This is a genomic window from Micromonospora tulbaghiae, from assembly GCF_900091605.1.
Taxonomy (GTDB): Bacteria; Actinomycetota; Actinomycetes; order Mycobacteriales; family Micromonosporaceae; genus Micromonospora; species Micromonospora tulbaghiae.
The window spans coordinates 644,058-669,608 of the sequence record NZ_FMCQ01000001.1 but is presented as its reverse complement, the minus strand read 5'-3'; the positions used below and the strand labels follow the sequence as shown (position 1 = coordinate 669,608).

The window sequence follows — 25,551 nt, the reverse complement described above, 5'->3', positions numbered from 1 at the left end:
TCCGTCGTGTCCGGACGCACGCTGCGAACCGGTCCCTACCCGCCGGCCCCGGGGGCAAACCCGGCGCTCGACGCGCTCTTCTAGGCTGACCTTGGCGGATCGCGGCCCGTCGCGGGGCGGAACCGCCGTCGAGGTCAACGGACGGGGGAGGAAGACGTGACGACCCGGGAGATCACCAGCGAGGCCGAACTACGTGAACTGATCGGCACACCGATGCCGCGGGCGGCCGCCAAGGACCGCCGTACGCTGCACGAACGCGACCGGGAGTGGCTCGCCGCCTCGCCGTTCTGCCTGATCGCCACCGCCGGCGCGGACGGCACCTGCGACGTCTCCCCCAAGGGTGATCCGCCCGGTTTCGCGCTGGTGCTCGACGACACCACGATCGCGATTCCGGAGCGGCCCGGCAACCGGCGGGCCGACGGCTACCGCAACATCCTGGCCAACCCGCACGTCGGGTTGGTCTTCCTGATCCCCGGCCGCACCGACACGCTGCGGATCAACGGCCGGGCCCGGCTGATCGCCGACGCGCCGTGGTTCGCCGACATGGAGGTCAAGGGCCACCGGCCGCTGCTGGCCGTCGAGGTCGCGATCGAGCAGATCTTCTACCACTGCGCGAAGGCGTTCCTGCGCTCCGAGCTGTGGCAGCCGGAGACCTGGCAGCCGGACGTGCTGCCGACACGGGCCCGGCTGATCAAGGAGGTGGAGGCCCCCGCGGAGAGCCTGGCCGACCTGGAGCGCCACTACGGCCCGGCCTACCTGGAGACGCTCTACCGCTGACCCCGTCGCCGGCGGTCGGCGCCGCAACCCCCGGCGCGCTACCCCGCCGGGGTGAAGCGCGCCGGCACGCCCACGTCGGCCAGGGCGCGGGCGAGGTGCGGTGCGGTGGTCTTCACGTACGCCGCGCCGATGTGCGAGCCACCCCGGTAGATGAGCACGTTGCCGAACACCACAGGGCACCTGTCGGTCGGGCAGACGGCGTCGAACAGGTCGATCATCTTGACCTTCGGCGCGCCCGCGACCGCCTGCCGCTGCATCCGGTACCCCGGGTCCTGGTCGTGCCGCTCCCGGTCGAACGCGCAGGCCGACAGGCGCTTGCGGTTCTTGTCGGCACAGGCCACCGCCGCGCCCGGATGCGGGTTGTTGGCGAGGACGACGACCTTGGTCCCCACCGAGTCGAGCTTCTTCCACGAGGCCCGTACGCCGGACACCATCGCTGCGACGGTGGCGCGCTTGCCCCCGCTGTCCAGGGCCGTCGACGCCGACTGCGAGGTGACCACGTAGTCGGGGCGCTCCCGCACCAGGCGGTCCAGCAGCGCGCGGTTCCACTCGATGCAGTCGGTGTACGGCTTGCCGGACCCGTCGCCCTTGAGCACCTGGGCGCTGGTGAAGGCGCATCCCGCCTTCGCCATGATCAGCAGCTTCCAGCCGTTCTGCGCGGCGAGCACCTGGAACGCGGGCAGCCACTGGTCCATCTTCGAGTCGCCGACGAGCGCGACGGTGGTGGACCCGTTCGGGACGCCGTACGTGCAGGACAGCACCTCGGCGCCCTCGACCTGCTGGAAACACTTGTCCCGGTTGGTGTCGGGCACGTCCATGAAGCCCTGCCGGATCTGCAGCGGGTCCGGCGTGATCGCGTCGAACCGCTCCGGGACCGGACCGATCGGCGCCGTGCCGGGCGCTGTGGACAGCAGCGCGGCGCCCGGGGCGTACCGGCTCTTGGTCGTGGTCGCGGCGGCGGCCCACGCGCCCATCAGCACCAGGACCAGCCCGGCGCAGATGCCGGCGAGCGTGAAGTTGCCGCCCAGGCTCAACGCCAGACGCGGCGACGTGGAGATCTTCCGCGAGTACCGCAGCGGGTTCTCCACCAGCCGGAACGTGAGCCAGGCCGGGATCACCGAGGCGAGCGCAACCACCAGGCCCTCGGTCACCGACAGGTCACCGAAGTGCGCGGCGGCCACCACGAGCATCGGCCAGTGCCACAGGTACAGCGAGTACGACAGGTCACCGATCCACTGGAACGGACGCAGGCCGAGCACCATCACCGGCCCCCGGGAGCCGGCTGCGGCACCGGCCGCGATCACCGCCGCCGCGCCGAGCGTGGGCAGCGCCGCCGCGTACCCCGGCCATGCGGTCTTCCCGCTGACCAGCAGCGCCGCCGCCACGATCGCGGCGAGGCCGAGCCACCCGAGGACGACCGCCACCGACCGGGGCATCCGCGCGGCGCGGACCGCCAGCAGGGCGACCGCCGCACCGACCGCGAGTTCCCACAGCCGCGTGGTGGAGACGAAGAACGCGCGCTCCGGCGAGTTCGCCGTCTCGACGATCGACCAGACGAACGACGGCACCGCCAGCACCGCGAGACCCACCCACAGGACCGGCCGTACGTTCGCCCGCCGGAGCTTGCGCGCGGCGAGGAGGGCCAGCACGATCAGCAGCGGCCAGAGCAGGTAGAACTGCTCCTCCACGGCGAGTGACCAGAAGTGCTGCACCGGCGACGGCGCGACGTCCTCGGCCAGGTAGTCGACCGCGCGGTCGGCGAACCGCCAGTTGACGACGTAGGTCGCCGCGGCGGCGATGTCGCCGCCGATGACCTGCCACTCACCCCGGGGTACGAACAGCCGGACCGCCACTGCGGTGGCCGCCAGCACCACGGTGGCCGCGGGCAGGATCCGCTTGGCCCGGCGCGCGTAGAAACCGGTGAGCGAGACCCGCCCGCTGCGCTCGATCTCGGAGATGAGCTGCCCGGTGATGAGGAAGCCGGAGATCACGAAGAAGACGTCGACGCCGACGAAGCCACCGGGGATGAACGGCAGCCCGGCGTGGTAGAGCAGCACCAGCCCCACGGCGACGGCCCGGAGCCCGGCGACGTCGGCCCGGAACCGGCTCGGCGTCGCCTCCCTGCCCGGCTCGCGTCCGGTCGTCGTACCGCCGGGCTCCCCGACCGGTGAGCCTTCCCGATCGGCACCTTTCGTCAGCGGCGGGGAAGTCATCGCGATCCTCAAACTCTGCGGGCTGGGGCGAGGGAACGATAGCGGCTGGTCAGGCGGGGGACAATCACGCCGCACCGCCTCGTCGAGCGGATGCCGCGGCGCGGCGGGCGGGCGCTCCGGTGCGACGAGCAGGCGTTCCGACCCTAGACCGTTGCCCGGCGGCGTAGGGGGCGGGGTGGATACGGCGGGTGGCGCCGGCAGGCGATGGGGTTGAATCGGCGGGTGGCGAAGACCTTGACGATCACCACCCGCAACGCGAGCTTCCAGCAGTGGCAGGCGCTGCTGACCAACCGCACCAAGCGGCAGCGTTCCGGGGAGTTCCTGGTTCAGGGGGTCCGCCCGATCACGGTGGCCCTGGAGCAGGGCTGGGAGATCCGCGCCCTCCTGTACCCGGACCGGCAGCCCCTGTCCCGCTGGTGCCGCGACCTGCTCGACCGCACCGACGCCAGGCGGGCCGCCCTCGCGCCGGAGCTGATGCGGGAACTGAGCGGTAAGGAGGAGGAGTCACCCGAGCTGCTGGCCGTGGTGGCGCAGCCCGCTGACGACCTGGCCCGCATCCCGGTCGGGCCGGCGATGCTCGTGGTGGTCTTCGACCGCCCCAAGACCCCGGGCAACATCGGCACGCTGATCCGCTCCGCTGACGCCTTCGGCGCCTCCGGCGTGATCATCACCGGCCACGCCGCCGACCCGTACGACCCGAAGGCGGTCCGGGCCACAACCGGGTCGCTGTTCGCCGTACCCGTGGTGCGCGTCGCCGGCCACCGCGACGTCCTGGACTGGGTCGCCGCGGTGCGCGCGGACGGGCTTCCACAGGTCCAGATCATCGGTACGGACGAGCACGGGGACGTGGACGTCGCCGAGCACGACCTGACCGGCGCCACTCTCCTGCTGGTCGGCAACGAGACGCACGGACTCAGCAAGGGCTGGCAGGAGGCCAGTGACCGGATGGTGCGCATCCCCATCGTGGGGGCGGCGAGTTCGCTGAACGCGGCGGCGGCCGGGACGGTGGCCCTGTACGAGGCCGCACGGCAGCGCGCCGAGCGCCGGTAGGCGGGCGGAGTCGCTCCGCCGGCCGGTGCCTCATCGAATTCGTCGCCGCGAAAACCGGCATCGATACCACATTGCTTTTCCGCCCACCGTCGGTAGCATCTGCATGTTTTGACATACACGGGGAGGAAGAACCAAATGCAGTGGAAAATCCCGGCCGGCGCTTTAGTGGCGCTGGTCTTTCTGCTCCCGGCGGCGCCGGCGACGGCTCAAACCGAGCCGCCCGTGCTCAATGAGGCCTGCCAGACGGTCGAGCGCAAGGTCTACAAGGACATCCGCAAACTCGTCACCATCGACCTGGACACCGCCGCCGACGGCCAGGTGCGACTGCTGGCCGCCCAGATCCTGCACGCGGCGACCACCGACTCGTTGCCCGTTCTGCCCGGCGCGATTCAGGAACGGCTGAACGGCACCGCGGAAGACCTTCGCGCGTTCCTCAAGGAGGACGTGCAGGACATCTGGGCGACGGCTCTGCGAATCAAGATCGGCCAGACGATGACGGGTGCCGGCACCAACGTACGAAAGGCCGCGCAGAAGGTGCTCGACGACCCGTCCGTCGATGCCTACCTGGCTTACCTGAACGACGGCGTGTACGCCGCACGAGCGCTTGACTGCGCCGCTTCGCCCACTCCGACGCCGACGTCCCGGCCGACGTCGGTACCGAGCGCCACGCCCAGCGCCACGACGACCGTCGCACCGCCGCCTGCTTCCTCCGCCAGCCCGGCCGCTCCCGGTGGTGGCGAGGGCGGTGGGCTGCCCGTGACCGGCGACAACACCGCGACCGTAGCCGGCGTCGGCGGTGCGCTCCTGCTCCTCGGCGGCGCGGGCTACCTGCTCGGACGCCGCCGCCGTTCCCGCTTCGTGGCATAGCTCGACTCGTCGCGCCCAGCTCGACGCTTCGTCGAGCTGGGCGCGATCACGGGTCGGGAACACGCGGGTCGCGACGAGCGCGCAAGACCTGGTGACACTGCTCAAGAAACGGCGAAGCCCAGGTCTTTGACCTGGGCTTCTTCACCGAGCCGCCTGACGGAATCGAACCGTCGACCTACGCATTACGAGTGCGTCGCTCTAGCCGACTGAGCTAAGGCGGCAACGATCGTCAAGTGTACGGCACGCCCCGCCGGAAGCCGAACCGGATCCCCCCGCCCCCGAAGCCGGACACCGGACCACATCCGCCCCGCCACGGGAGAGACTTCGCGGCCGGTCCGGACTACCCTGCGGCGGGTGACCGACGAACCGCCGCGACCACCGGCTCCCGAGGCGCATCCCGGCGAGCGGGCCACCCGCCGCCCCCGCAGCATCGACCCCCGGGAGCTGGGTTTCACCCCGCGCCGGCCGGTGCCCTGGCTCGCGCCACTGCTGCTGATCAGCACCGGCCTGCGTACGTTGCTGGCCATGCTGTTCGGGGCGTACCTGGACAAGCGCGAGTTGCAGAACGCGTTCAGCGACGGCACGTTCCGGCAGGTCGGGCCGGACGGTGGGCTCTGGCTCGACTACGTGGCCGACCTGGGTGACGGCTTCGACGCCACGTACTCGGTGGCGTACCTGCTCGCCCAGCCGGAGCTGACCGTGGACGGGCACCGGCTCCCCCGTGCGCAGACGCTGGTGATGGGCGGCGACCAGGTCTACCCGGCGGCGGGCTACGAGGCGTACGAGGATCGCTGCAAGGGCCCGTACCAGGCGGCGCTGCCGGTCGCCCCGCCGGAGCGCCCGACGCTGTTCGCGGTGCCGGGCAACCATGACTGGTACGACGGGCTGACCGCGTTCCTGCGGCTGTTCGTGCGCACCCGGGACCGGCACTTCGCCGGCTGGGGCACCGGCCAGTCCCGCTCGTACTTCGCGGTCGAGCTGCCGGCCGGCTGGTGGCTGCTCGGCCTCGACGACCAGTCCGGGTCGTACCTGGACGACCCGCAGCTCACCTACTTCGACGAGGTGGCCCGCAAGCTCACCCCGGAGTCCAAGGTGATCCTGGCGGTGCCGGCGCCGACGTGGGTCAAGGCCGTCGACCACCCCAACGCGTACGACTCGATCGACTACTTCATCCGTACCCTCGTCGCGCCGACGGGGGCGCAGGTGCGGGTGCTGGTCTCCGGCGACCTGCACCACTATGCCCGTTATGCCGGGACGGACCGGCAGCTCATCACCTGCGGCGGTGGCGGCGCCTACCTCTACCCGACCCACCGGCTGCCGGAGATGTTGGAGGTTCCGCCGCGTGACACGCTGACCCGGCGGGCCAGCACAACCCAGGAGTACGACCTGGCGGCGCGCTATCCGGACAAGGCGCGCTCCCGCCGGTACGGCTGGGGGATCTTCGCCCGGCTGCCGTTCCGTAACCCCGGCTTCACCACGCTGCTCGGCACGTTGCACACGCTGCTGATGCTGGCCATGGCCGGGGTGGCGGTGCAGCGGGTGGGCACCACCGAGCAGCGACTGTTCAGCGTGCCGCTGGCGATCATGCTGGTGTTGGCGATGATGGGCGCGGTGTTCTTCGCCAAGCCGCCGACGGCGGGCGGGAAACGGCACGCCCGGCACTGGATCCTCGGGGTGGCGCACGGGCTGGCTCAGGTGGCGCTCGCCGCCGGGGGCACGTGGGTCTGGTTGCAGCTGCCGTTCTACGACTGGCCGTGGCCGCTGCCGGCGGTCGCCGCCGTGGTGCTCTACGGGCCGGTGAGCGGGCTGGTCGCCAGCCAGCTCGTGGCGCTCTACCTGCTGGTGGCGGGCGCGTTCGGGGTGAACCTGAACGAGTTGTTCGCGGCGCAGGGCATCGAGGACTCGAAGGCGTTCCTGCGGTTCCGGATCGACCCGGACGGCACGCTGACGATCTACCCGATCGCGGTGGACAAGGTGTCCCACGCCTGGCAGCTCAACCCCGACCAGTCCCCCACGGCCCCGTGGCTGACCCCGAAGACCCCCCTGACCCCCCGCCTGGCCGAACCCCCGATCGTCATCCGCTGACCCCCGGCCTCACCCCGTTGATCATGAAGTTAGCGGCGAAGTCGATCACTATTTCGACCGCTAACTTCATGATCGACGGAAAGGGAGGGGGCCGAGGCGGGGGCGGAGGGAGAGGGGCAGCGGGTCAGGGCTGGGGGTAGTGCTGGTCGTGGGCCTGCCTCGGGCCGCACACCGAGGCACGGGAGCACATGGAACGCGAGCCGTCGGCGTCCAGGCGGACCGTGACCGCGTCGCGCGGGACACTGTGGCCGACCACCTTGCCCTCGCCCTGCGGCGTGGACACCCGGCTGCCGACCGCCGGGGCCGTCTCCTGGAACTTCTGATACAGAGGATGTTCGTACTTGAGGCAGCACATCAGCCGCCCGCACGCCCCGGATATGCGCAACGGATTGAGCGGCAGGTCCTGGTCCTTCGCCATCCGGATGGTCACCGGCTCGAAGTCGGTCAGGAACGTGGCGCAGCACAGGTCACGACCGCAGGAGCCGATGCCGCCCTGCACCCGGGCGGAGTCCCGGGCGGAGAGCTGCCGCAGCTCGACCCGGCAGTGCAGCGTGGCACCCAGGTCGCGGACCAGCGAGCGGAAGTCGACGCGGTGCGGAGCGGTGAAGTAGATGGTGGTGCGGTCGCTGCCGTTCTCCGGCGTGGCCAGGACGTGGTCGACGGAGACCACCTTCATCGGCAGGCCGTGCTCGCGGATGAGCCGCTTGGCGGCCACCTTCGCCTCGGCCTTGCGCCGGCGCAGCATCTCGTCTCGGCGCAGGTCGTCGTCACCGGCGATCCCCGCGAGTTTCGGGAAGCCGTCGGTGTCCTCGCTGACCCACTGCGCGGCCCACACGCACTCGGCCACCTCGGGCCCCTCGTCGGTGGGCACCAGCACCCGGTCACCCACCTGCGGGCGCCACTCGCCCGGGTCGAGGTAGTAGAGGCGCCCGTACCGGTTGAAGCTGACCGCGCAGAGCATGCCCATGCGCCCACACTACGCGGATCGACGCCCGCCGCACGGGGCACCTGTCGCCGCCCGGTCACCCACCGCAGCGATCATCGTCGTCGACCCGGCCGAACCGGCCCCATCGCCTCGCCCGGACGGATGAATCTCCGGCGGGCCCCTGACAAACACCGTCCGGGCGCGTTGAGTGAAGGCATACCTGCGGGGGGTGCAGGGGAAGGCCACGGCGCCGCCGCCGGCCCCCGGCCACGGCCGGTCCGGCGCGCGGCGCCGTGGACCGTCAGTAGCCGATCCGGGTGGTGCCGCCGTAGCGCGGGGCGGTGGTGGCGCGATCCCGCCACGGCGTCTCGGCCAGGCTCGGCCCCCACTGGCGCAGCAGCGTCTCGGCGCCGTCGTAGGCCACCCCGAGCACGCCCAGTATCCTCGTGGCGATCTCGGCCGCGGCCGACGCCCCGGCCCGTCCGGCATCGGCACCGGGCCGGGTCGCCGCGTGCACCGCGACCGCCTCGGCCGAACCCAGCACCTCGGCCAGTGCCCGGGCCAGCGCGACCCGGCTGCCCTCCACCCAGCCGGCCAGCGCGTCGGCGTAGCCCGCCGTCGACTCCAGCAGCCCGACCAGGCTCTCCGGCCCCTCGTCCAGGTGCCGCAGCAGAGCGGCACGTGCCTCGTCGTACGCCGACGCGGCGGCGCCGGACCAGGCGACCTGGTCGGCCAGCAGGGCGCAGGTGTCGTCGTACCCCCGGACGAGCCGGCGCACCGCGTGGCCGGCGCCGGTCAGCGGCGCGGGGTGCAGATCGAGGAACTCGCGTACGGCCGCGCCGGGAAGCACCTGCATGCGGCGCAGCAGCGGCCAGAGCCGGTGCCCCTCGGGCGCACCGGCGACCAGCACCGTGTCGACGCGGGCGAGCAGGTCGAGGCCCGGCTCGGCGAGGCGGTCGAGCGCGTCCATCAGGCCTCCCGGGCCAGCCGCCGGGCGACCGCGTCGTCGGCGGCGGCGTAGCGGTCGGCGGCGCTGCGCAGCGCCGCCGCGGCGGCGGCCAGCCGGACGGCGGCGGCCTGCGCCTCGCGTGCCCGGTCGGCGGTCGCAAGGGTCCACTGGCGGTGCAGCGCACGGCCCACCTCGCCGGGACGGCCGGTGGCGTGCGCGCCGAACGCGGGATGCGGCGGGTCGGTGGCGGTCACCGTGCGGGAGAGGGTGGCGAGGGTCGCGCCCGCCTCGTCGAGACGGGCGGCCAGGGCACGCAACGTCTCCATGTCAGGCCCCCGCCAGCGGCCGGTAGGCCGCGAACGTCTCGTTGTGCAGCTTCTCCCGCGCCCACTGCGCCGCGTCGGCGGCAGCGGTGACCGCGGCCTGCACCGAACCGGCCACGTCGCGCGGGCTGCGGTGGTGCAGCGGGCCGAGGAAACGCACGTCGGTGATCCGCCCGCCGGCGGTCACCACCACCTCGACGAGCCCGTCGGGTGAGCGGACGGTGACCTCGACCGTCGCGACCGCCTGGTCGAACTCGGCCTGCAGGTTCTCGATCCGGCGGTAGCGCCGCACCGCCTCCTCGATCCAGGCCTCGTCGATCTCGCCCCGCGGCATCGGCGGACTCCTCCCGGCCGGTCGGCCCGACCCTCACTGAGCGTGCCGCCTCGGTCACCGCGGCATCACCGGACCGTACCGCACGTCAATCGCGCGTGTCGATGCCCTGTGGACAGTGCGGAAGGGCCGGGCTCAGCCGCGCCAGAGGGCCAGCATCATCGCCTCCACCGCAATGCGCGGCTTGACGTTCGCCTCGATCGCCGCGCGGCATTCCAGCACCGCCTCCAGGCGGCGCAGCGAGCCCTCGGCGTCCCACTTCTGCGCGCCCGCCGAGGCGAGCGACGCGGTGTCGGTGTGCACCGGGGCGACAGGCGCCCGCAGCGCCATGACGATCGCGTCCCGGTAGAACCCGGCCAGGTCGACGAGCGCCCGGTCGAGCGCGTCCCGCTGGGCGCGGGTGGCCCGCGACTTCTGCCGCTTCTCCAGGTCCTTGAGCTGTCCCGCCGCGCCGCGCATGGCGCCGGCCGCGCCCCGGCCGGTGCCGCCCGCGCCGAGCGCCGTCTGCAACGCCGTACGCTCCGCCTCGTCGATCTCCACGACGGAGGCGGCGGCCTCCGCCTCGGCGGCCTCGATCAGCGCCGAGGCCGCGTCGAACGCCGCGCCCACGCCGGTCAGCCGGCGCGGTACGGCGAGCACCGCGTCACGCCGCTGCCGGGCCTCCGGATCGCGGGCCAGCCGCCGGGCCCGGCCCACGTGTCCCTGCGCCGCCGCGGCGGCCCACTCGGCCACGTCCGGGGCGATGCCGTCGCGGCGGACCAGCACCTCGGCCACCGCGGCCGGCGGCGGCTGCCGCAGCGGTACGACCCGGCAGCGCGACCGGATGGTCACGGAGATGTCGTCCGGGTGGGTGGAGGGGGCGCAGAGCAGGAAGACGGTACGCGGCGGCGGCTCCTCGATCGCCTTGAGCAGCGCGTTGCCGGCGGCCTCGGTGAGCCGGTCGGCGTCCTCGATGATCACGATCTGCCACCGGCCGCCGGAGGGCGCGCTGGCCGCCCGCAGCACCAGCGCGCGCATCTCGTTGACGCCGATGGACAGGCCCTCGGGCACCACGAGGCGCACGTCCGCGTGGGTGCCGGTGAGCGTGGTGTGGCAGCCGGGGCAGCTGCCGCACCCGGTGCCGTGCACGCATTCGAGGGCGGCGGCGAACGCGCGGGCGGCCACCGAGCGGCCCGATCCGGGCGGGCCGGTGAAGATCCAGGCGTGGGTCATGCCGGCGCCCGGATCGGCCGGCGCCGGACCCGGGTCGCCGTCGTACTCCTCGGCGAGCGCGTCGAGGTCGTCGTGCCCACCTGCGGTGACCGGCGCGCGCAGCTGCGCGGCGGCCGAGGCGGCGGCCCGCCGCAGCATGGCCACCGCCTCGTCCTGCCCGACCAGATCGCCGAAGACGTCGGTCATCGTCGAGGTTGCTCCATCGTCACCAGCTCCGCGTCGGATAACTCGGGCTGGACCGAGGTGTCCGGGCCCTGCGCCGGGCGGGGGTGCACGATGCCGGCCGGATCGGCCAGCAGCTCGCCCACTCGACGGGCGACCGCGTCGGCGGTCTCCGCGATCGGGCGGGACGCGTCGAGCACCAGGTATCGCTTCGGGTCGCCGGCGGCGAGGTCGAGGAAGGCGTACCGGACCCGCTCGTGGAACGTCAGCGACTCGGCCTCCAGCCGGTCGGTGCCCTCGTTGCGGTCCTCGACCCGGCTCAGGCCGGTACGCGGCTCGACGTCGAGCAGCACCACCAGGTCGGGCTTGAGACCGCCGGTGGCCCAGGAGGAGAGCCAGGAGACCTCGTCCACCGGCAGCGTCCGGCCGGCGCCCTGGTAGGCGAGCGACGAGTCGACGTACCGGTCGCTGATCACCACCGCGCCGCGCACCAGCGCCGGGCGGACGACAGTGGCCACGTGGTGCGCCCGGTCGGCGGCGTAGAGCAGCGCCTCGGCGCGCGGCGACGGCGCCTCGTCGGGGGCGGTGCCGAGCACCAGGGAGCGGATCCGCTCGCCGACCGGCGTGGCGCCCGGCTCTCGGGTGACGACCACGTCGCGGCCCTGCGCGCGCAGCCGCTCGGCGAGCGCGGCGAGCTGGGTGGACTTGCCGGCGCCCTCGCCGCCCTCGAAGACCACGAACAGGCCGCTGGAGACGAACGGCTCGGCCGGCATCAGCGGGCGGCCCCGGATCGAGCCCCAGAGGTCCGCGAGGACCGGTACGCCCTTCTTGTCGTCCATCTGGCCGAACGCGCTGATCCCGGCGATGATGCCGGCCGCGCCGGCGGCGAGCAGCAGCAGCCGGGTGGAGGAGATGGAGATGCCCAGGTCGGCGATGGTGAGCTGGCGGGAGCCGCCGACGCCGACCAGGAGGCTGCTGAGCGCGATGGCCAGGATCAGCACCAGCCGGGTGCCGATCTGCACCACCGCGAAGACCCGGCCGCGTACCTCGTCGGCCACCTCGCCGCCGAGCAGCGTGGTGCCGGCCAGGAACGCCATGCCGGCGCCCGCGCCGACCAGGATCGCGCCGAGGATGGCCATGGACAGGTGGATGGCGAACGCGAGCACCAGCACCGAGGCGCTGGCGAGCACGATGCTCATGCCGAACCAGCGGCGGCGGGACATGTCCCGCACGATCATCGGCCCGAGGCCGATGCCAAGCGCCAGGCCGACGAAGATCGCACCGAAGAGCAGCGAGAACGCGGCGTCACCGGCGCCGAGCGAGTTGGCGAAGAACTTGGCCGTGCCGACCACGATGCCGCCGCCGGCGAACGCGCCGAAGATGCCCAGCACCAGGCCACGCACCAGCGGGGTCTGGCCGATGTATTTCCAGCCCTCGGAGAACTGCCGGAACATGCTCTGCTCGGTGCGCTCCGCCTCGCCGCGCTGGGCCTCGCTGATCTCCTTGATGCCGAACGCCACCACGAGCGCGGTGGCCAGCCGGGAGAAGGCGTTGAACCAGAGCGCGAGCTGGGCCGGCTCGGCCCAGTCGGGCAGGTCGCCGCCGACCGCGCCGCGGACGCCGCGGTCCAGCACGGCCAGGGCGATGGCCGCCGCGACCGGCGTCAGGCCGTACGTGGTGATCAGCGTGAGCTGGTTCGCCGCCTCGAGCCGGGTACGCGGGATGAGGTTGGGGACCGCGGCCTCCTTGGCCGGGATCCACAGCAGGGTGATCGACTCGATCAGGAACGTGGCGATCAGCGCCCAGCCGACCACCAGCCCGCCCGCGGCGCCGGTGAGCGCGTACAGCGGGATCGAGGCGAACAGCACGAAGCGCAGCAGGTCGCAGATGACCATCGTCCACCGGCGGTCGAACCGGTCGGCGAGCACGCCCGCGACCGGGCCGAGCACCAGCGCCGGGAGCAGCCGGATCGCTGTCACACCGCCGAACGCGGCGCCCTGGGCGGTGCTGCCGGAGACCTGGGAGGCGGCGAACAGCGCGGTGGCGAGCAGGCCGAGCCAGTCGCCGAAGGAGGCGGCGCTGAGCACGATCCACAGCCTGCGGAACGGCCGGATGCGCAGCACCGACCGGATGGCGGCGGCACCGGAGTGGTCGGCGGCTGTCCCGGACGACGACACGCCGGGCGACTCGCCGTTGTTCTGGCTTTCGATGGCCGTACCTCCACGTGCCGGCCCAGGTCTGGGCATCCCCGGTGGAACACTCTAGTCGCGCAGGAAGGGTCGTCCCCCGCGACATTCACCTGCTCGCCGAGCCTAGGCCGCCGGGACCACCGCCCGCAGCCCGGACAGACGCGAGGGTATTTCGCATTGCCGTCCAGACAGTTAGCGTGCAGACGTGGCCATCGACCGTGACAAACTTCGCGATCGTCTCGACCGGGCGACCGCTCACCTCGACCCGCCGTACGCCGTCGTCGACCTCACCGCGTTCGACACCAACGCCGAGGCGCTCGCCGGCCGGTCCGGCGGCAAGCCGCTGCGCGTGGCGAGCAAGTCGGTACGCGTCCGCGAGCTGCTGACCCGGGCGCTCAAGCGTCCCGGCTGGCACGGCGTGATGGCCTTCACGCTGCCCGAGGCGCTGTGGCTGGTCCGCTCCGGGGTCAGCGACGACGTGCTCGTGGCGTACCCGACGGCCCACCGGGGCGGCCTCGCCGAACTGGCCGCCGACCCGGTGCTCGCCGACGCGGTGACGCTGATGATCGACGACACCGGGCAGCTCGACCTGATCGACGCGGTGCGCCCGCCCGCGCGCCGCCCCGCGCTGCGGATCTGCCTCGACCTGGACGCCTCCTGGCGCCCGCTGGGGGGCCGGGTGCACGTCGGCGTGCGCCGCTCCCCGGTGCACAGCGCCACGGCGGCCGGCGCGCTCGCCGCCGCCGTCGCCGGCCGGCCGGGCTTCCGGCTGGTCGGCCTGATGTCGTACGAGGCACAGATCGCCGGCCTGGGCGACGCGCCGCCCGGACAGGCGGTGCTCGGCTCGGCGATCCGGGTCGCGCAGCGCGGGTCGTACCGGGAACTGCTGGCCCGCCGCTTCGCCGCGGTCACCGCGGTCCGGGAGCACGCCGACCTGGAGTTCGTCAACGGCGGCGGCACCGGCAGCGTGGCCGCCACCAGCGCGGACCCCGCGGTCACCGAGGTCACCGCGGGCTCCGGCCTGTACGGGCCGACGCTGTTCGACGCGTACCGTGCCTGGCAGCCCACCCCGGCGGCGTTCTTCGCCTGCGCGGTGGTCCGGCGCCCGGCGCCCGGGCTGGCGACGGTGCTCGGCGGCGGCTGGATCGCCTCCGGCCAGGCGGCGACCAGCCGGCTGCCCCGGCCGTGGCTGCCGGAAGGGCTGAAGCTGCTCGGCGCGGAGGGCGCCGGCGAGGTGCAGACCCCACTGGCCGGAAAAGCCGCGGACACCCTGCGCGTCGGCGACCGGGTGTGGTTCCGCCACGCCAAGGCGGGCGAGCTGTGCGAGCACGTCAACGAGGTGCACCTGGTCGAGGGGGACGCGGTGGTCGCCACAGTGCCGACCTACCGGGGCGAGGGGCACGCCTTCCTCTGATCTGCCCGCGGCATGACGACGGCGGGCCCCGACGCACTCTCAGAACCCGCCGTTCAACGTGCCGCTCAGCCCTGGTGGACGGCCTCCGTGGGGGCGTTCACCTGCCGGTGCAGGTACTCCCGGATGAGCGCCTTGGCCTCGACCAGCACCCGCTCGTCGCCGTCGGTGCGGCGGCGGAAGGCCAGCTTGATCAGGGCGTCGGCGGCCTCCACCGCGACCTCCAGGTGGAACCGCAGGTCGGGCACCCCGGCCAGGCCGAAACGCTCGGTGAGTACGCGGGCGAGCTGCTCCGCGATGACCCCGTTGTTGTCTCGCTGGTCGTCCAGCAGGTGCAGGTCGACCACGTCGCCGAAGTGCAGGGTACGGAAGCCCGGAACGGTGCGGTGCATCGAGATGTACTCGTCGATCGCCGCGTCGACCCCGTCCCACCAGTGGGTCAGGTCGTCCGAGGAGAACCGCTCGTCGAGCCGCTGGAGGTAGGACTCCATGGTGCGCAGGGTCAGCGCCTGCACGATCGCCCGCTTGTCCGGAAAGAACTGGTAGACCGACCCGATCGCCACCTCGGCGCGCTCGGCGAGCAGGGTCGTGGTCAGCCCTTCGTACCCCACCTCGTCGACGAGCTCGGCGCAGGCGTCCAGCATCCGCTGGACCCGCGCGACACTTCGGCCCTGCACCGGTACTCGACGCAGCGGCCCGGTCGTGGCGGCTGGTGTGGACACTCGGCGCCACCCCCCTTCGACGGATGAACATATCTGCACGTCACGAGTCTGTGACTACCGGTACAACGAGCCGGGCTCGATTGCGGTATTTACCAGGCACAACGTTCCTGATATGAATTCAGTTCATATTCATGTCGAGGAGTGGCCGCGATGACCGGTACCACCGCCACCTGGTCCAACTGGGCCGGCAACCAGCACAGCACCGCGCTCCTCACCGTGCGCCCGCGTAGCGTCTCCGACGTCGTCGAGGCGGTCCGCCAGGCCGCCGCGGCGGGCCGGACCGTCCGGGCCACCGGCAGCGGCCACTCGTTCACCGCCACCGCCGTCGCCGACGGGCACCGGATCGACCTCGCCGCGCTGGAGACGGACGTCACGGTCGATGTGGCGCGCCGCTTGGTCACCGTACCGGCCGGGATGACGTTGCACACGCTCAACGATCTGCTCGCCGGGCACGGCCTCGCGATGCCGAACCTCGGCGACATCGACGCCCAGACCATCGCCGGGGCACTCTCCACCGGCACCCACGGCACCGGGGCGAAGCTGGGCTGCCTGTCCACCTTCGTGGCCGGGCTGACGCTGGTCACCGGCACCGGCGAGGTGCTGCGCTGCTCGGCCGAGGAGAACCGCGACGTCTTCGACGCCGCCCGGGTCGGGCTCGGCGCGGTGGGCGTGCTGGTCGAGGTCACGCTGCGCTGCGTGGACGCCTTCGTGCTGCGGGCGCACGAACGCCCGGCCCCGCTCGCCGAGGTGCTCGACGACCTGCCCGGCCTGTACGAGGCGCACGACCACGCCGAGTTCTACTGGTTCCCGTACACCGACCGGGTTCAGGTCAAGACCAACGACCGGGTACCCGCCGACGACCAGCCACTGCCCGGCTGGCGCGGCTGGCTGGACGACGAGTTCCTCTCCAACACCGTCTTCGCCGGCGCCTGCCGCCTCGGCCGGGCCGTACCCGCCCTCGCACCCCGGATCAGCGCCGTCTCCGCCCGCGCGCTCACCGAACGCACCTACACCGGCCGCTCCGACCGCGTGTTCTGCACGCCGCGCCGGGTCCGCTTCGTGGAGATGGAGTACGGCCTGCCGCGCGAGGCGCTGCCCACCGCGCTGGCCGAGTTGCGCCGGATCGTGGACCGCCTGCCGTTCAAGGTGCTGTTCCCGGTCGAGGTGCGGTTCACCGCCGCCGACGACATCTGGCTGTCCCACTCGTACGGGCGGGACTCCGCGTACATCGCCGTGCACCAGTACGTGGGCATGCCGTACGAGCCGTACTTCCGCGCGTTCGAGCAGGTGGCGACCGAGTTGGGCGGCCGGCCGCACTGGGGCAAGCTGCACTGGCGCGACGCGGAGTCGCTGGCTACCGCCTACCCCAGATTCGCGGACTTCCAGTCCGTCCGCACCCGTCTGGACCCGTCCCGCATCTTCCAAAATCCCTACCTGAGTCAGGTCCTGGGCATCTAAGGATCTTGGTACGAGGACGCCCTTCGAGGGGCGTTTCCGTACCAAGATCTCGACGGTTGTCCACAGGGGCAGCGTGACGGGTGCTTTTCGGGTGGGGTTTCCGGTGTGGAGATGCCGGGGGACGACGCAGGGGAATTGAGCTGGTTGCTCTTCCGTCAGGCGCGCGTGCTGGGTGCGGCGCAGGCTCGGCGGTTCCTGTCCGAGAAGGCGATCCGCCACCGCGTCGCCAGCGGGCGCTGGCGGCAGGTGCACCCCAGGGTCTACGTCACGCATGACGGTCCCGTCGGCCCGGAGGAGCGACGCTGGGTCGCGGTGCTGGCAGCTGGACCGGCCGCGACGTTGGGCGGGCTCACCGCGGCCCGGTGCTGGGGACTCAGACGCTACGAGAGCCGGCTGATCCATCTGCTGCTGCCGGCTCGGCACCAGACCCGGGCGCTACCACCCGGCGTACGGATCCACCGCACCACAGTGCTGCCGTCGGAGGACGTGCTCGCGGTCGGCCGACCTCGCCGGACCATGCCGGCCCGCTCACTCGTCGACGCGGCGCAGTGGGCGGCGACCGACGAGGAGGCACGGGCTGTCATCGCGGCAGGCTTCCAGCAACGCCTGGTCTGGGGCGACGACCTGCACCGGGTGCTGGAGCGGCTCCCTCGCGCACGTCGGCGCCGGCTGATCCTGGCGACCGCCACGGACGCGGCCGGCGGCGCCCACTCCCTCGCCGAAATCGACTTCCTCGATCTCGTCCGGCGGGCCGGGCTACCCGAACCGTCCCTCCAGGTCGTCCGGCGTGACGCCACCGGGCGGCGGCGCTACCTGGACGTCTGGTTCGAGCGATGGCGGGTGCACGTCGAGATCGACGGTGGGCAGCACTTCGACCCGAAGACCGCCTGGGCGGACATGCAGCGGCAGAACGACGTCTGGACCACCGGTGACCGGGTCCTGCGCTTCCCCGCCTGGGCCGTCCGCAACGACCCCACCCGCGTGATCACCCAGTTGCGTGCCGCCCTGCGATACGCAGGCTGGCCCGGCTGAGATCTTGGTACGGATCCGCCCCTCCACGGGCGTTTCCGTACCAAGATCACTCCTTCGGGGTTGAGGTCGCCTTCTTGGGGGCCGCCTTCTTCGCGGGGGCCTTCTTCGCGGCCGTGGTCTTCTTCGCCGCCGTGGTCTTCTTCGCGGCCGTTGCCTTCTTGGCCGGGGCGGCCTTCTTCGCGGCCTTCTTCTTCGGGGCCGGACCCTTCGCGCGCTTCTCGGCCAGCATCTCCGACGCCTGCTCCAGCGTCAGCTCCTCCGGCGTCTGCCCGCGCCGCAGCGACGCGTTGAACTCGCCGTCGGTCACGTACGGCCCGAAGCGCCCGTCCTTGATCACCAGCGGCTTCTCGGTGAGCGGGTCGTTGCCCATCTCCCGCAGCGGCGGCGCGGCGGCCCGGCGCTGGCGCGTCTTCGGGGCGGCCAGCAACGCAAGCGCCTCGTCCAGCGTGACGGTGAACATCTTGTCTTCCGAGTCCAGCGAACGGAAATCGTCACCGCGCTTGACGTACGGGCCGTAGCGGCCGTTGTTGGCGACGACCTCGGCGCCGTCCGGGGCCACGCCGATCAGCCGGGGCAGGCGCAGCAGCTGCAACGCCTGCTCCAGGGTGAGGCTGTCCGGCGTCTGCGAGCGCAGCAGCGACGACTTGCGCTCACCGCTTGCCACGTACGGGCCGAACCGGCCGGACTTGAGCAGGATCGGCTCGCCGGTCGACGGGTCGTCGCCGAGCTTGCGCTCACCGCCGCCGCCCAGGAACAGCTCGTGCACCTTCTCCGGCGTCAGCTCGTCCGGCGCCAGGCCCTCCGGGATCGGTGCCCGGTCACCCTGCGAGCCGCTCTCCTCGCCCTCACCCGAGGCCGCCAGCGTCGGCACCTGCTGCTCGCCGGGCAGCGCCCGCTGGAGGTACGGCCCGTACCGGCCGACCCGGACGACGACCTCGCGGCCCTCGTCGTCGGTGAACAGCGGGATCGAGTTGACGCTGCGCGCGTCGATCTCGCTGAGGTTCTCGGTGACCAGCTTCTTCAGGCCGCCGGCGTGCGCGATGGCCTGGTCGCCGGTGCCGTTGGTGCTGCCGAAGTAGAAGGAAGTCAGGAAGTCGACGGCGGCGTGGTCACCACCGGCGATCTCGTCCAGCTCGTTCTCCATGCTGGCGGTGAAGTCGTAGTCGATCAGGCGCGGGTAGTGCCGCTCCATCAGCCCGATCACCGCGAACGCCAGGAACGACGGGATCATCGCCTGGCCGCGCTTCACCACGTACCCGCGATCCTGGATCGTCTGCATGATCGACGCGTACGTGGAGGGCCGGCCGATGCCCAGCTCTTCGAGCGCCTTGACCAGCGACGCCTCGGTGTAGCGGGAGGGCGGCTGGGTGTGGTGGCCCTGCGCGGCCAGCTCGTCGGCGGTCAGCGGCTGGTCCTTGACCAGCGTGGGCAGCCGCCGCTCGGCGTCCTCGGCCTCGGCGTTCTCGTCGTCGCTGGACTCGACGTACGCGCGCAGGAAGCCCGGGTCGGTGATGGTCTTGCCGGTCGCGCCGAAGTCGGCCTCCTCCTGGGCGGAGGAGACGGCGCGGATGCGCACCGACACGCTGGAGCCGACCGCGTCGGTCATCTGCGAGGCGATGGTGCGCCGCCAGATCAGCTCGTAGAGCTTGAACTCCTCGGCGGACAGCTCCTTGGCCACCTCGCCCGGGGTGCGGAAGTTGTCGCCCGCGGGGCGGATCGCCTCGTGCGCCTCCTGCGCGTTCTTCACCTTGCCGGTGTAGCGGCGCGGCTCCGGCGGCACGCTGCGCTCGCCGTACAGCTCGACGATCTGCCGGCGGGCCGCCGTGATGGCCGTCTCGGACAGGTTGACCGAGTCTGTACGCATGTAGGTGATGTAGCCGTTCTCGTACAGGCGCTGCGCGGTGCGCATCGTCTGCTGCGACGAGAACCGCATCTTGCGGGCCGCCTCCTGCTGGAGCGTGGAGGTGATGAACGGCGCGTACGGGCGGCGGCGGTAGGGCTTCTCCTCGACCCGCGTGACGGTGAACGGCCGGTCGGCCAGGCGGGCCGCGAGTCCCCGGGCCCCACCCTCGTCCAGGTGCACCACGCCCGCGCCGGGCCGGACCTTGCCGGTGGTCGGCTCGAAGTCCTTGCCGGTGGCGATCCGGTCGCCGCCCAGCGCGACGAGCGTGGCGTTGAACGTACGCGGGCCCTCGCCCGGCTTCGCCACCGCGAGCGTGGCCAGGATGTCCCAGTACTCGGCGGTGCGGAACGCCATCCGCTGGCGCTCCCGCTCGACCACGATCCGCGTCGCCACGGACTGCACCCGGCCCGCCGACAGCTTCGGCATGACCTTCTTCCACAGCACCGGCGAGACCTCGTACCCGTAGAGGCGGTCGAGGATGCGCCGCGCCTCCTGGGCGTCGACCAGGTCGCGGTCGATCTCCCGGGGGTTCGCCACGGCGGCCTGGATGGCCGGCTTGGTGATCTCGTGGAAGACCATCCGCTTGACCGGCACCTTGGGCTTGAGCGTCTCCACCAGGTGCCAGGCGATGGCCTCGCCCTCGCGGTCCTCGTCCGTCGCCAGGAAGATCTCGTCGACCTCCTTGGCCAGCTTCACCAGCTTGCTGATCTGCTGCTTACGGTCGGGCGAGACCACGTAGAGCGCCTGGAAGCCGTTGTCGACGTCGACGCCGAGGCGCGCCCACGGCTCACCCTTGTACTTCGCCGGGACGTCGGCGGCGTTGCGGGGCAGGTCCCGGACGTGGCCGAAGCTGGCCTCCACGACGTACCCCGGGCCGAGGTAGCCCGAGATCGTCTTGGCCTTCGCCGGTGACTCGACGATGACCAGACGGGTGGTTCCAGCGTTGCTCGGCACGTCTCTCCCCGACCTCACTCCTACGCCATGCCCGCTTCGGGCCGTGTTGCGCCACCCGGACCAGAGGCGGTCCGGATGTCCAACGTAACGCGCCGTCCGCGTTCCGGGTTTCGTGGGCGGCAAACGGGCCGCCCTCCCGGCGACCGCCGGCCGCACCCTGCCGGACGGCGTCACGGTACACCGTGGGTAGGGCAGCAGGCCGGTCACTGTGACGATCGCGTACCGCCGGCGGAGCCCTCGCCGGGTGTCCGGCTTCGGACAGCGGCGTCAGCTCCGCGGCCCCGGCCAGTCCGTCACCGGCGCCGCTGCCGGCCGTTCCCCCACCAGCTCCGCGAGCCGCGACATCCGCCGTCCGCCGATCCGGAACGCGGGCCCGCCCTCGTCCGGCTCGACGAACGCGGCCGGCAGGCCCACCGCCGCCAGCGCGGCGCGGACCACCGGCCAGGACTGCTCGTCGGCCGGTCCGAGCCGCAGCCGGAACCCGGCCGGCTCGGCCGTGCCGGCGGCCGCCGCCCAGAGCCGCAGCCGCCGCCCGTCCAGGTGGAAGCGGGGCGGCGGCCGCTTCGCCGCGCCGCGCAGCCAGGCCCGCGCGAGCGGCGCCAGCATGCTCGTGTACGCGGTCCGCACCCGGTGCCGCCCGTCCTCGGTCGGCTCCCAGCTGGCCGGCACGCCCCGGGCCCCCAGCTCCGCCACCAGCACGTGCACCCGCCAGGCGGCGTCGACCACCACGGAGATCCGCGCCGTGCCGCCCATCCGCCCCACCTCACCCGGCCCGGCGAGCAGGCCGGCGAGATCCGCCAGCGCGGGATCGGCCGCCTCGGTGGAGAACAGCGAGGGCTGGCGGGCCGGTTTCGGGGTGGGAGGGGTCAGCGACACTCCGGGACCTCGTCGAAGGCCTCTTTCAGCTCGGTCGAGTTGAGCTTGCTGGTGTCCAGCGCGCTCGCGTCGTACTCCTTGTTGAGCGTGTCCACGGCGGCGCGCACGCCGTCGTAGAACGGACCGGCCTGGGCGGTGTCGAGCCGGTCTACGGTGTCCCGGGCCCGGCCGTAGGCGTCGCGCATCTTGCTCAGCGACCCCAGGAACCCGGCGGACACCTCTTCGCCGCGCTCGGCCTCGGGCACGCCCGCCTCCTCGACCTTGCGCCGGGCCGTCTCACTGGCCTGCTCGGCGCCGGCGAAGAGCCGGACCAGGTTCTCCTTGGCCTGCGGCGGAGTCGTCTGCGCGGTCATCTGCTGCTGGGTGCTGCTGGTCAGCTTCGAGATCTCCGCGCGCCACGGGGTCAGCGCCTGGCACACCGACGCGGCCCAGACCCGGGGGCTGGGACCGCCGCCGCACCCGGTGACGACGAGGACCAGCGTGGCCAGGACCACCGTGAGCTTTCCGGCGGTTGCCGCCCGGCGCGTACGCATGCGAAGCAGCGTACGACCTCCGGGCCGAACCGCCACCGGTCAGGTTTGCCGGGCACGGGGTTCCCGGCCGGCCGGGGCCGGCCGGGAACCGTCACGTGCGATCAGGCGTTCACCGTCTCCGGACGCTGGTCCGGGGTGCCGGCGCCGCTGTCCGAGTCGGACATCGCCACACCCTTGCGCTTGCTGAACACCACAGAGGCCGCGATGATCAGCGCGGCCACCACGGCGATCGTGATGCGCAGCGGGTTGTTCTTGTCGTCGCCCACGCTCCAGGCCACCACGGCCGGGGCGATCAGCAGCGAGACCAGGTTCATCACCTTGAGCAGCGGGTTGATCGCCGGGCCGGCGGTGTCCTTGAACGGGTCGCCGACGGTGTCGCCGATGACCGTGGCGGCGTGCGCGTCGGAGCCCTTGCCGCCGTACGCGCCGTCCTCCACCAGCTTCTTGGCGTTGTCCCAGGCGCCACCGGAGTTGGCCAGGAACACCGCCATCAGCGTGCCCGCGCCGATCGCGCCGGCCAGGTACGCGGCCAGCGCGCCCGGGCCGAGGCCGAAGCCGACAGCGATCGGGGCCAGGATCGCCAGCAGACCGGGGGTCATCAGCTCGCGCTGCGCGTCCCGGGTGCAGATGTCCACGACCTTGCCGTACTCGGGCCGCTGGGTGCGGTCCATGATGCCGGGCAGCTCGCGGAACTGGCGGCGTACCTCCATCACCACGGCCCCGGCGGAGCGGGAGACCGCGTTGATGGCCAGGCCGGAGAAGAGGAAGACCACAGCGGCGCCGATGATCAGGCCGACCAGGTTGCGCGGGTTGGACACGTTGAGCGAGTTCAGGATCTCGTTCCCGACGTCGCCCACGCCCGCGTCCTCGTAGGCGGAGCGCAGCGTGTCGGTGTACGAGCCGAACAGCGCCGTGGCGGCCAGCACCGCCGTGGCGATCGCGATGCCCTTGGTGATCGCCTTGGTGGTGTTGCCGACGGCGTCCAGCTCGGTGAGCGTCCGCGCGCCGTGCTCGTCGATGTCGCCGGACATCTCGGCCACGCCCTGCGCGTTGTCCGAGATCGGGCCGAACGTGTCCATCGCGACGATGACGCCGACGGTGGTCAGAAGGCCGGTACCGGCCAGCGCGACGGCGAACAGCGACAGCGTGATCGAGCTGCCACCGAGCAGGAACGCGCCGAACACGCCGGCGGCGATCAGCAGCGCCGAGTAGACGGCCGACTCCAGGCCGACGCTGATGCCGGCGAGGATGACGGTGGCCGCGCCGGTCTGCGAGCTCTTGCCGATGTCCTGCACCGGACGCCGGTTGGTCTCGGTGAAGTAGCCGGTGAGCGCCTGGATCGCGGCGGCCAGCACGATACCGATCACCACCGCGCCGATGGCCACCAGCCGCGGGTTGCGGTCGACGTCGGTCAGCCCGCCCTCCAGCTCGGCGAACGTGGCCGGCAGGTACGCGAACGCGGCGATCGCGACGAGCACCGCGGCGATCAGCGCGGACAGGTAGAAGGCCCGGTTGATCGCGGTCAGGCCGCTGCGGTCGCTGGCGCGCAGCCGGGTGATGAAGACGCCGACGATCGCGACCAGCACGCCGATGGTGGAGATGATCAGCGGGAAGACCAGGCCGGTCTCGCCGAACGCGGCCCGGCCGAGGATCAGCGCCGCGACGAGCGTGACCGCGTACGACTCGAACAGGTCGGCGGCCATGCCGGCGCAGTCGCCGACGTTGTCGCCCACGTTGTCGGCGATGGTGGCGGCGTTGCGCGGGTCGTCCTCCGGGATGCCCTGCTCGACCTTGCCGACCAGGTCGGCGCCGACGTCGGCGGCCTTGGTGAAGATGCCGCCGCCGACCCGCATGAACATGGCGAGCAGCGCGGCGCCGAAGCCGAAGCCCTCCAGCACGGTCGGGGCGTCGCCCCGGAAGATCAGCACGACCAGCGCCGCACCGAACAGGCCGAGGCCGACGGTGAGGAAGCCGACCACGCCGCCCGTGCGGAAGGCGATCTTCATGGCGCCCTCACGGCCGCCTTCTCGCTCCCGCGCGGCCGCCGCCACCCGCAGGTTGGCGCGGGTGGCCAGCCACATGCCGGCGCCGCCGATGAACGCGCTGAACAGCGCACCCACCACGAAGAACGCCGAGCGGCCGACCTTCACGAGCGTTTCGTTGCCGTCGGTGTCGTGCACCGGCAGCAGGAAGAGCAGCACGACGGCGACCACCACGAAGATCGCCAGCGTGCGGAACTGTCGCAGCAGGTACGCCGACGCGCCCTCCTGCACCGCGCCGGAGATCTCCTGCATGTTGGTGGTTCCCTTACCGGCCGCCAGGACCGCCCTGGTGAGGGCGGCCGCGAAGACGAGCGCCACCAGCGCGATGACCGCGGCGATGACGACGTACGTCACGTTGGCTCCGGTAAGGGACAGTGCGCCGCCGTCGGCGGCCAAGGTCCCGGACATCTATGTCCTCCTGTACCGAACAACTCGCGTCGGCTCGTGGAGACGCACGGGCCGACGCCTGGATGCGGACTCGCAAGCGCGCGCCAACCCACCCCGGCGGACCAGCGATGAACTCCCCTTCCCGCTGGCTACGGGACGGGATCACTTGCTGACAACCCGCGTACTGTAGCCCTCCGGCGTGGCGAGGGTCACACCGAGGGGGCACCGTGTCTCGATGATCTTCGTAACTGTGTTATGCGAAGAAATCTGATATATGGCGCGGCCAATACGACGAGGCCGCGCTCCCCCTTCGGGGAACGCGGCCTGCGTGTGCGAATCGGGTCAGGCGCGGCCGGCCGGCCAGGACATCCGCACCTCGGTGCCGACGCCGTCGTCGACCGGGCGGACCTGGAGATCCTCCACGAAACCGGCGAGCAGCGCGAAGCCCACCCCGGTCGTGAGCGCGTCCTCGCTGAGCGACTCCTTGGCCAGCTCGTCCGGGCCGAGCGCGGCCAGACCGAGGCCCGCCTCGATCGGGGCCCGGTCCACCACCCGGACCGTGTAGCCGCCGCCGTCGGACATCTCCACGTACACCGGGTCGGCCAGGCCGTACTGCCGGTGCAGCGCGACCGCCCGCGTGCACGCCTCGCCGATGGCCAGGCGCACCTCGTCCAGCAGGTCCTCGCGTACGCCGGCCCGCCGGGCCACCGCGACGCCGACCAGGCGGGCGGTGCGCACGTGCACCGGGGCCGGAGAGAAGGACAGCTTGACGGTGGCCATCACGCGCCGGTGGAGTCGGCGGCGATGGCCGCGTCGACCGTCGGATGCAGCGGGAAGACCTGGTCCAGTGCGGTGATCCGGAAGATCTTGAGCAGCGGCTCCTTGTCGCAGACCAGCGCGAAGGAACCACCGGCCGAGCGCAGCCGCTTGAGCGCGCCGACGAGCACACCCAGCCCGGTCGAGTCGAGGAAGTCCACCCGGCCGAGGTCGACCACCACGTGCCGGGCTCCGCCGTCGATCAGTTCGAGGAGCCGTTCCCGCAGGCGGGGGGCGGTGTAGACATCCACCTCACCACCGACCTCGAGCACCGTGTGCTCCCCCACGGCGCGGGTCGCCAGCGACAGCTCCATCGGTCCCTCCTCGGTAAACT

General features: G+C 72.4%; 21 protein-coding genes and 1 tRNA gene. 7 read left to right on the top strand and 15 right to left on the bottom strand.

The window, feature by feature from the left end; all coding sequences use genetic code 11:
- Nucleotides 1–156: 156 nt before the first annotated feature.
- Nucleotides 157–777, top strand: coding sequence for a pyridoxamine 5'-phosphate oxidase family protein (locus tag GA0070562_RS03195; protein ID WP_091414645.1), 621 nt, complete (start codon nucleotides 157–159; stop codon nucleotides 775–777).
- Nucleotides 778–815: 38 nt separating this feature from the next.
- On the opposite strand, the gene GA0070562_RS03190 is transcribed toward GA0070562_RS03195, so the two are convergent.
- Entirely contained in the window at nucleotides 816–2,990 is a 2,175-nt protein-coding gene (locus GA0070562_RS03190; protein ID WP_091414643.1) for an acyltransferase family protein, read from the bottom strand.
- Nucleotides 2,991–3,212: 222 nt separating this feature from the next.
- Between GA0070562_RS03190 and GA0070562_RS03185 the strand changes: the two genes are divergently transcribed.
- Together GA0070562_RS03185 and GA0070562_RS03180 are read left to right on the top strand one after the other, a co-directional pair.
- Complete coding sequence (locus tag GA0070562_RS03185; RefSeq protein ID WP_091414641.1) at nucleotides 3,213–4,040, top strand: TrmH family RNA methyltransferase; 828 nt, start codon at nucleotides 3,213–3,215, stop codon at nucleotides 4,038–4,040.
- Between the two features lie 135 nt (nucleotides 4,041–4,175).
- Nucleotides 4,176–4,907 (top strand): LPXTG cell wall anchor domain-containing protein, encoded by a 732-nt coding sequence (locus GA0070562_RS03180; RefSeq protein WP_091414639.1) that lies wholly within the window; start codon nucleotides 4,176–4,178, stop codon nucleotides 4,905–4,907.
- A 147-nt stretch (nucleotides 4,908–5,054) separates the two neighbouring features.
- On the opposite strand, the gene GA0070562_RS03175 is transcribed toward GA0070562_RS03180, so the two are convergent.
- A tRNA-Thr gene (locus GA0070562_RS03175) sits at nucleotides 5,055–5,128 on the bottom strand.
- 133 nt (nucleotides 5,129–5,261) lie between these two features.
- On the opposite strand from GA0070562_RS03175, the gene GA0070562_RS03170 reads away from it, so the two are divergent.
- Nucleotides 5,262–6,992: a metallophosphoesterase family protein gene (locus tag GA0070562_RS03170; RefSeq protein WP_091414635.1), complete on the top strand. Its 1,731-nt coding sequence runs from the start codon at nucleotides 5,262–5,264 to the stop codon at nucleotides 6,990–6,992.
- Nucleotides 6,993–7,116: 124 nt separating this feature from the next.
- Here GA0070562_RS03170 and GA0070562_RS03165 read toward each other — a convergent pair whose 3' ends face one another.
- The 6 genes from GA0070562_RS03165 to tmk form a co-directional block, all read right to left on the bottom strand.
- The gene (locus tag GA0070562_RS03165; protein WP_091414633.1) at nucleotides 7,117–7,959 is read right to left on the bottom strand and encodes a PSP1 domain-containing protein; all 843 of its coding nucleotides are present in this window, start codon (nucleotides 7,957–7,959) and stop codon (nucleotides 7,117–7,119) included.
- Nucleotides 7,960–8,218: 259 nt separating this feature from the next.
- A complete protein-coding gene (locus GA0070562_RS03160; protein ID WP_091414631.1) occupies nucleotides 8,219–8,887 on the bottom strand; it encodes a hypothetical protein in 669 nt (222 codons plus the stop codon).
- Nucleotides 8,887–9,192, bottom strand: a complete 306-nt coding sequence (locus GA0070562_RS03155; protein ID WP_018788783.1) for a hypothetical protein — start codon at nucleotides 9,190–9,192, stop codon at nucleotides 8,887–8,889. Before GA0070562_RS03155 ends, GA0070562_RS03160 begins: the two co-directional genes overlap by 1 nt.
- A gap of 1 nt (nucleotide 9,193) precedes the next feature.
- Entirely contained in the window at nucleotides 9,194–9,523 is a 330-nt protein-coding gene (locus GA0070562_RS03150) for a YbaB/EbfC family nucleoid-associated protein (protein ID WP_013473591.1), read from the bottom strand.
- 132 nt (nucleotides 9,524–9,655) lie between these two features.
- Nucleotides 9,656–10,918, bottom strand: a complete 1,263-nt coding sequence (locus GA0070562_RS03145) for a DNA polymerase III subunit delta' (RefSeq protein ID WP_091414629.1) — start codon at nucleotides 10,916–10,918, stop codon at nucleotides 9,656–9,658.
- Nucleotides 10,915–13,140, bottom strand: coding sequence for a dTMP kinase (gene tmk / locus GA0070562_RS03140; RefSeq protein WP_225853213.1), 2,226 nt, complete (start codon nucleotides 13,138–13,140; stop codon nucleotides 10,915–10,917). Before tmk ends, GA0070562_RS03145 begins: the two co-directional genes overlap by 4 nt.
- A 148-nt stretch (nucleotides 13,141–13,288) precedes the next feature.
- Here tmk and GA0070562_RS03135 point away from each other — a divergent pair, with 148 nt between their 5' ends.
- Nucleotides 13,289–14,497, top strand: coding sequence for an amino acid deaminase/aldolase (locus tag GA0070562_RS03135; protein ID WP_091414627.1), 1,209 nt, complete (start codon nucleotides 13,289–13,291; stop codon nucleotides 14,495–14,497).
- Between the two features lie 65 nt (nucleotides 14,498–14,562).
- On the opposite strand, the gene GA0070562_RS03130 is transcribed toward GA0070562_RS03135, so the two are convergent.
- Complete coding sequence (locus tag GA0070562_RS03130; protein WP_030274442.1) at nucleotides 14,563–15,138, bottom strand: TetR/AcrR family transcriptional regulator; 576 nt, start codon at nucleotides 15,136–15,138, stop codon at nucleotides 14,563–14,565.
- A gap of 219 nt (nucleotides 15,139–15,357) precedes the next feature.
- Between GA0070562_RS03130 and GA0070562_RS03125 the strand changes: the two genes are divergently transcribed.
- Nucleotides 15,358–16,674, top strand: coding sequence for a D-arabinono-1,4-lactone oxidase (locus GA0070562_RS03125; RefSeq protein WP_175438600.1), 1,317 nt, complete (start codon nucleotides 15,358–15,360; stop codon nucleotides 16,672–16,674).
- A 135-nt stretch (nucleotides 16,675–16,809) separates the two neighbouring features.
- Nucleotides 16,810–17,706 (top strand): DUF559 domain-containing protein, encoded by an 897-nt coding sequence (locus GA0070562_RS03120; protein ID WP_225853214.1) that lies wholly within the window; start codon nucleotides 16,810–16,812, stop codon nucleotides 17,704–17,706.
- A gap of 46 nt (nucleotides 17,707–17,752) precedes the next feature.
- On the opposite strand, the gene topA is transcribed toward GA0070562_RS03120, so the two are convergent.
- The 6 genes from topA to GA0070562_RS03090 all read right to left on the bottom strand — a co-directional run bounded on the left by topA (nucleotide 17,753) and on the right by GA0070562_RS03090 (nucleotide 25,531).
- Entirely contained in the window at nucleotides 17,753–20,563 is a 2,811-nt protein-coding gene (gene topA / locus GA0070562_RS03115) for a type I DNA topoisomerase (RefSeq protein WP_091414625.1), read from the bottom strand.
- 267 nt (nucleotides 20,564–20,830) lie between these two features.
- Nucleotides 20,831–21,439, bottom strand: coding sequence for a hypothetical protein (locus tag GA0070562_RS03110; RefSeq protein ID WP_091414623.1), 609 nt, complete (start codon nucleotides 21,437–21,439; stop codon nucleotides 20,831–20,833).
- Nucleotides 21,430–21,972, bottom strand: a complete 543-nt coding sequence (locus GA0070562_RS03105; protein WP_091414621.1) for a hypothetical protein — start codon at nucleotides 21,970–21,972, stop codon at nucleotides 21,430–21,432. The genes GA0070562_RS03110 and GA0070562_RS03105 overlap by 10 nt, the downstream gene beginning before the upstream one ends.
- A gap of 101 nt (nucleotides 21,973–22,073) precedes the next feature.
- A complete protein-coding gene (locus GA0070562_RS03100) occupies nucleotides 22,074–24,422 on the bottom strand; it encodes a sodium-translocating pyrophosphatase (protein WP_091414618.1) in 2,349 nt (782 codons plus the stop codon).
- Between the two features lie 321 nt (nucleotides 24,423–24,743).
- On the bottom strand, nucleotides 24,744–25,181 hold the full coding sequence (locus GA0070562_RS03095) for an ATP-binding protein (protein WP_013283650.1): 438 nt from the start codon (nucleotides 25,179–25,181) through the stop codon (nucleotides 24,744–24,746).
- On the bottom strand, nucleotides 25,181–25,531 hold the full coding sequence (locus GA0070562_RS03090) for an STAS domain-containing protein (protein WP_013283649.1): 351 nt from the start codon (nucleotides 25,529–25,531) through the stop codon (nucleotides 25,181–25,183). The genes GA0070562_RS03095 and GA0070562_RS03090 overlap by 1 nt, the downstream gene beginning before the upstream one ends.
- Between the last annotated feature and the right edge of the window lie 20 nt (nucleotides 25,532–25,551).

Bases quoted from the DNA above. Each gene is read 5' to 3' on its own strand.
- GA0070562_RS03190 (WP_091414643.1), bottom strand. From the start codon at position 2,990: ATGACTTCCCCGCCGCTGACGAAAGGTGCCGATCGGGAAGGCTCACCG.
- GA0070562_RS03180 (WP_091414639.1), top strand. From the start codon at position 4,176: ATGCAGTGGAAAATCCCGGCCGGCGCTTTAGTGGCGCTGGTCTTTCTG.
- GA0070562_RS03165 (WP_091414633.1), bottom strand. From the start codon at position 7,959: ATGGGCATGCTCTGCGCGGTCAGCTTCAACCGGTACGGGCGCCTCTAC.
- GA0070562_RS03160 (WP_091414631.1), bottom strand. From the start codon at position 8,887: ATGGACGCGCTCGACCGCCTCGCCGAGCCGGGCCTCGACCTGCTCGCC.
- GA0070562_RS03155 (WP_018788783.1), bottom strand. From the start codon at position 9,192: ATGGAGACGTTGCGTGCCCTGGCCGCCCGTCTCGACGAGGCGGGCGCG.
- GA0070562_RS03150 (WP_013473591.1), bottom strand. From the start codon at position 9,523: ATGCCGCGGGGCGAGATCGACGAGGCCTGGATCGAGGAGGCGGTGCGG.
- GA0070562_RS03145 (WP_091414629.1), bottom strand. From the start codon at position 10,918: ATGACCGACGTCTTCGGCGATCTGGTCGGGCAGGACGAGGCGGTGGCC.
- tmk (WP_225853213.1), bottom strand. From the start codon at position 13,140: ATGCCCAGACCTGGGCCGGCACGTGGAGGTACGGCCATCGAAAGCCAG.
- GA0070562_RS03130 (WP_030274442.1), bottom strand. From the start codon at position 15,138: ATGCTGGACGCCTGCGCCGAGCTCGTCGACGAGGTGGGGTACGAAGGG.
- GA0070562_RS03105 (WP_091414621.1), bottom strand. From the start codon at position 21,972: ATGCGTACGCGCCGGGCGGCAACCGCCGGAAAGCTCACGGTGGTCCTG.
- GA0070562_RS03100 (WP_091414618.1), bottom strand. From the start codon at position 24,422: ATGTCCGGGACCTTGGCCGCCGACGGCGGCGCACTGTCCCTTACCGGA.
- GA0070562_RS03095 (WP_013283650.1), bottom strand. From the start codon at position 25,181: ATGGCCACCGTCAAGCTGTCCTTCTCTCCGGCCCCGGTGCACGTGCGC.
- GA0070562_RS03090 (WP_013283649.1), bottom strand. From the start codon at position 25,531: ATGGAGCTGTCGCTGGCGACCCGCGCCGTGGGGGAGCACACGGTGCTC.